The sequence below is a fragment of the Achromobacter sp. genome, from assembly GCF_036567245.1.
In the GTDB taxonomy this organism is placed as follows: domain Bacteria; phylum Pseudomonadota; class Gammaproteobacteria; order Burkholderiales; family Burkholderiaceae_B; genus Achromobacter.
Genome location: NZ_DATCUY010000164.1, coordinates 1 through 5,228, shown reverse-complemented (window position 1 = coordinate 5,228; position 5,228 = coordinate 1). Strand labels below are relative to the sequence as shown.

At 65.1% G+C, this 5,228-nt stretch carries 6 protein-coding genes; all 6 read right to left on the bottom strand.

The window, feature by feature from the left end:
• Nucleotides 1-303: AAA family ATPase (locus VIR09_RS07145; protein ID WP_332012246.1), on the bottom strand; the 303-nt coding region annotated here is incomplete at its 3' end.
• A 106-nt stretch (nucleotides 304-409) separates the two neighbouring features.
• Nucleotides 410-649, bottom strand: a complete 240-nt coding sequence (locus VIR09_RS07140) for a hypothetical protein (protein ID WP_332012245.1) — start codon at nucleotides 647-649, stop codon at nucleotides 410-412.
• Nucleotides 646-1,257: a DUF4276 family protein gene (locus VIR09_RS07135; protein WP_332012244.1), complete on the bottom strand. Its 612-nt coding sequence runs from the start codon at nucleotides 1,255-1,257 to the stop codon at nucleotides 646-648. The genes VIR09_RS07140 and VIR09_RS07135 overlap by 4 nt, the downstream gene beginning before the upstream one ends.
• A 2-nt stretch (nucleotides 1,258-1,259) precedes the next feature.
• On the bottom strand, nucleotides 1,260-2,495 hold the full coding sequence (locus VIR09_RS07130; RefSeq protein WP_332012243.1) for an AAA family ATPase: 1,236 nt from the start codon (nucleotides 2,493-2,495) through the stop codon (nucleotides 1,260-1,262).
• A complete protein-coding gene (locus VIR09_RS07125; RefSeq protein WP_332012242.1) occupies nucleotides 2,492-3,685 on the bottom strand; it encodes a restriction endonuclease subunit S in 1,194 nt (397 codons plus the stop codon). Before VIR09_RS07125 ends, VIR09_RS07130 begins: the two co-directional genes overlap by 4 nt.
• A gap of 88 nt (nucleotides 3,686-3,773) precedes the next feature.
• The coding region (locus VIR09_RS07120) for an N-6 DNA methylase (protein ID WP_332012241.1) at nucleotides 3,774-5,228 on the bottom strand (1,455 nt) is incomplete at its 5' end.

Below are 5,228 nucleotides of genomic sequence, written 5' to 3'. Positions count from 1 at the left end.
TTCCGACCAGCGCTCGACCTTCTGCACCTCGTCCACCACCAGCAAGCCGCCATCGGCGCCGGTCTCCAGCCGCGCCGCTTCCCACTGCTGACGCAGCCACGCGCCATCGCGCAGCGTCGGCTCGTCGGCGCTGACAAAGCGCACCGGGCGCTGCAATCGCTCGGTCACCTGCTGCACCAGCGTGGTCTTGCCCACCTGCCGCGCCCCGGTGACCACCTGCAAGTGACGGCGAGGTTCCGCCAGCCTGCGGGCCAGCTCGGCGGCTTGTGGGCGCTGGTAAGGGCTTTTAGCCTTGCTCTGCATGCTGAGTAATTTTACTCAATGTCCTGAGTATGCCAAAGAAGCGCCAATGCGCCGCGGGCGGCCGACGCCATCGGTGAGCAGCGCGTGGAACCAGCGCTTGTCTGGATCAGCGTCGGGTGCGGCGGGCGCGACAGGCTGCGCATGACCGCTTCGACGGCGACGTGCGGCAGGTCGGGATCAAGAGCCGATGCAGCGCGGCGCCGAGGCGGCCTTTGAGCATGACCTGCGCCGCATCGCCGCGCTCGCTGGCGTCGTCGATCTCGACGCCGACGCACGCCGCATAGCCGATGCCCACGAGCCAGTCTGTCGAAGCTCTTTCGACCAGCGCTTCCGATATGCCGCTCACGCGACCGCTTCCAATATTGCCTGTCGAAAGTGGTGAAAGCTCGGCGAACGGCTGCGCTGCGCATCGATCACCCCACCCAAAACCCGCGCAGCTTCGATCTTGCGCAGGCCTTGCTGGAAGTATCCGTGCCGCTGCATGACGCGCTCGAACGCCTCCCAGGTGCCACCGGCAATGCCATCGGGATCACGGTACTTCCGCTGGTTCGGAACAGACGACGGCATGCGCGGATAGGCGCTGCGCACGCCTTCCCAGTCGCCAAAATACCAGGCCTCCAGTTCCTCGATGGCGATCCGGTTGACCAGTTGCCACGGCGCACTGCCTGCGCTGCGGGTGCGCAAGCCGGTCCGCCGGGCGATATCTTCGAGGCGCTGCTTCAGTTGAAGGCAGTCGTCATCGTCGCGATCCACGACGACGACGATGCGCCAGTCATCAGGCAGCCACCTGGCATATCCGCGGAGCCGGTCCGCCAGTTTGCCGAGCAGATCGCCCTTGCCCTGAAAGGCGTGCACCTCGAAAGTTCTGTTCCGCGGTAGCAACCGAGGCAGCAAGGCGCGGAGAAATGCCTCCATGGAGGGCTCCTCGACCAATAATTCCACATGCGTGGCCATGCTCAGCGCCCCCGCTTGAGCGGCCGTGTCGGTGCGCCCTGGTTGACCAGCGGATCGCCCACGCCGAGCTGGCCCTCCATCCACAGGTGGCCGAGCAGCGCACCCTGGGCCACGAATTCGGCGACACCAGGCAGCTCGCTGGCACGTTGCGTCTGGGTGTAGCCGAGTTCGTCGCGCCACAGCACGCGCACTTCCTGCGGCCGCAGCGCGTTGAGGAAAAACGGTGAGTGGGTCGTCACGATGAGCTGTGTATGCGCAGTCGCGCCGCGGCATTCCTCGGCCAGCTCCGGCAACAGACGTGGATGCAGAAAGTTCTCCGGCTCCTCGATGCCGATGAAGGGCGGCGGATCAGGATCGTAGAGCAGCACCAGATAGGCGAGCATTTTCAGCGTGCCGTCCGACGCGAAGCGCGCCAGCACCGGATGGCTGAAGGGTGCGTCCTTGATCTGCAACAGCAGGCGGCCGTCCGGCATCGGCTCGGCCAGCACGCGCTCGATGCGCGGCACGCGCTGACGCAGCACCTGAAAGACGCGCTCCAGCCGGTCGGGATGCCGCTCGGCCAGATGCTGGATGACGTTGGCCACGTTGTCGCCGGTCTTGGTCAGCCGCTCCTGTGGCCCGGCCTCGGGCTGCCCGCGCCCGCCTTCGGCCGACAGATACGACACGTACCAGCCGGTGATGAACTCCCGCAACGCCGCCACCCGGGGATGCTCGGCAAACTGGCCCAGGGCATTCACGGCCAGCAGATCCGGCGACTTCAGCGCAATGTCGACGCGCCTGTCTTTCTCGTCGGGCTGCTCGCCGCTGACCGCTCGGCCCTGCCCTTCGCGATAGTCCAGGAAACGGAACGGCTGGCCGTGGCTGCCACGTTTCCAGCGCAGCCACTCCTCGACCACCACCGGCCCGCCCTGGCGTTCATCCACCGCCAAGTGGTAGGTGATCAGCGGATATCCCGGCTCGCGATACTTGATCTCGACGGTCACCGGGCCGTCCCCACCGCGTGTCTTCAGCTCCTTGGCGCGCCCCCGCTTGTCCCAGGCGCGGCGCAGTCCCAGCTCGAAGCACTCGGACAGGAAGGCGAATACGTCGAACACCGTGGACTTGCCACTGCCGTTGGGGCCGAGCAGCACGGTAAGCGGCGTCAGATCCCTGAACTCCACCTCGCGCAACGCGCGGAAGTTGCTGACCTTGAGCGATTCGATACGTGCCGGTGTGCGTTTTTCACTGGCCGGTTTCATGCGGCGGTCTCCCTTCGTTCGGCGTCCTTCACCCGCACATTACCCGATAGCAGTTGGGGAAGGAGGTAGTCGCGCAGCGCCGCCAAATGACGTGATTCGATTATCGACTGCGCATGCAAGTCATAGAGTGCACCGATGATGGCATGCGCTTTTTGAAGTGTGTCTTTTGGCGGCACAACGACGTGCGCATCTTGCAGATGACTGCGCTGTATGTGCCCCATCGTGGTCGCCTTACCCGCGGCGATAGTTCGGAAATCCGGCAGGTGGTGGCGAATCCACAGGAAGCAGAACCAGATTGGAAAATGGGTCGACGTGACCTTGAACAAGTGCTGGTTCAGCGCTCCCTTGCCACCGAACCAGAATTCGGCCTCAAGCGTCCCGGACCAGGAGAACAGCAAATCGCCATCGTCGACTATGTACTGCCTAGGCACATCGCTGTTCGCCCAATCGGCGCCTTCGGTCGAACCTTTGCGAAGTTGCGCGATCTTGATCACACGTAAGTCTTCGCCGTCATTGCGCGGCGGATATTTCTGGAGCGCCAGACCGTTGAGAAACGTGGCGATCTGCGTGATCGACTTCACCTCCCACCCCTCCGGCACGGGGCCGATGGCGGAATCGACGAAGCGGGTAGGCAGGGCGTCGAAGACGGGCTGGGGCATGGAGGGGAAGGCGGTCGCGCCGGCGGCCTTGGCCTTGACCGGCTCGAAGTCCACGAACCACGCCCGGAAGATCGCCCGCGCCAGCCGCTCCAGCGCCCGCGCCGTGCGCCGGTTCTGCTCGATCTTGTCGTCAAGCGCGCCGAGGATACCAGCGATGGCGCGTTGTTCGTCGGGGGCCGGTAACGAAATGGTGAGCTTGTCGAAGCAGTCGGTGGGGACACGTTGTCTTCCAGATGAGCCTGTCATGTGGCTGATGGCAAAGCCACGAACCTGCGGTGACCGCGCCAGATAGAAAACGAAATCCGTGACCGACACACCATCGCGACCACGCATCACAATGAATTCTGTGGAGCCGTGCGCAGGACGATCGTCTCCTGCTACCGCCTTGAACCGGGCTATCTTGCCGTTCTCAAGGCAAGGTGTGATGCGGGCGAAGAGGGTATCGCCCTCTTGGAAACGGCTTCCGCCACCTGTGAAGGCGCGTTCCTCTGAGGGCTGAACATAGGGCCGACTCGTATCGACGGCGTTCATGTCGACAAACGGATAAATCTCCCCCCTTTGAAGGCGCACCCTAGGGTTGATGGCTACGGCTTTAGAGAATGGAAGTGAGTGCCACTCACTACTGCTCATCCTGTATCCCTCCCAACCGCATCCGCACCACCGTCATCAACCGCTCCCCCTCCCCAAAGCACGCCTCCAGCTCCGACAGAAGCCGCGGGTACTTTTCCGCGAAGGGCTCGACGTCGTCCTCCTGCTCCTCGGCGCCGACGTAGCGGCCGGGGGTGAGCACGAAGCCGTGCTTGCCGATGCCCTCGATGGTCTCGGCCTTGCAGAAGCCGGGAATGTCGCGGTACTCCCACTTGCCGTGCGTAGCCTCGTTCCACCACACGGGCGCGGGCTCGCCGCGCCACTGGCGGAAGGCGTAGACGATGCGGCCGATGTCGGAGTCGTGGTTCGGGTCGCCCATGCCGTCGGCCAGCATGCTTTCGCCGTCATCGCCGCCGGTCAGCACGCGCAGCGTGCGGGTCTGCAGGGTGCCGAGCTTGCGCGCGTCGATGAACAGCGTTTCGCCGCTGCGGTCGCGGCCGCCATGGGGCAGGTTCTTGCCGGTCTTGTCGCGGGTCAGGAACCAGAGGCAGGCGGGGATGCCGGTGGTGAGGAAAAGCTGCGCCGGCAGCGCGACGATGCAATCGACCAGATCGGCTTCGACGATACGTTGGCGGATCTCGCCCTCGCCGCCGGAGCCGGTGGACAGCGAGCCGTTGGCCATGACGAAGCCGGCTACGCCCCCGCCGTGGCCATTGGGCGGTGCCAGGTGGTGGATGAAGTGCTGAATCCAGGCGTAGTTGGCGTTGCCGACCGGCGGCGTGCCGTAGCGCCAGCGCACGTCGTCGGCCAGCAGCTTGCCGGACCAGTCCGAGATGTTGAACGGCGGATTGGCGAGGATGTAGTCGGCCTTCAAGTCCGGGTGCAGGTCGCGCAGGAAGCTGTCGGCGGGCTGCGAACCGAGGTTGGCCTCGATGCCGCGGATGGCCAGGTTCATGTGCGCCAGGCGCCAGGTGGTGGGGTTCGACTCCTGGCCGAAGATGGAGATGTCGGTCTTGCGCCCGCCGTGGGCTTCGACGAAGCGCTCGGACTGCACGAACATGCCCGCCGAGCCGCAGCAGGGGTCGTAGACGCGGCCCTCGTAGGGTTCGAGCATCTCCACCAGCAGGCGCACGATGCAGCGCGGGGTGAAGAACTCGCCGCCGAGCTTGCCCTCGGCCTGGGCAAACTTGCCCAAAAAGTATTCGTAGACCCGGCCCAGCGTGTCGCGGGCCTTGGCGCGGTCGCCCTTGAAGCCGATGTTGGCGATGAGATCAATCAGCCCCTTCATCTTTTCCGGCGCAATGCCGCGGCGGGCGTAGTCGCGTGGCAGCTTGCCCTTGAGGTTGGGGTTGTCGCGCTCCACTGCGAGGATGGCATCGTCGATCAAGGTGGCGATGTCCGGCCGCGCGGCCTGGTTCTGCAGGTTCTGCCAGCGCGCCTCGGGCGGCACCCAGAACACCCGCTCGGCGGTGTACTCGTCGCGGCT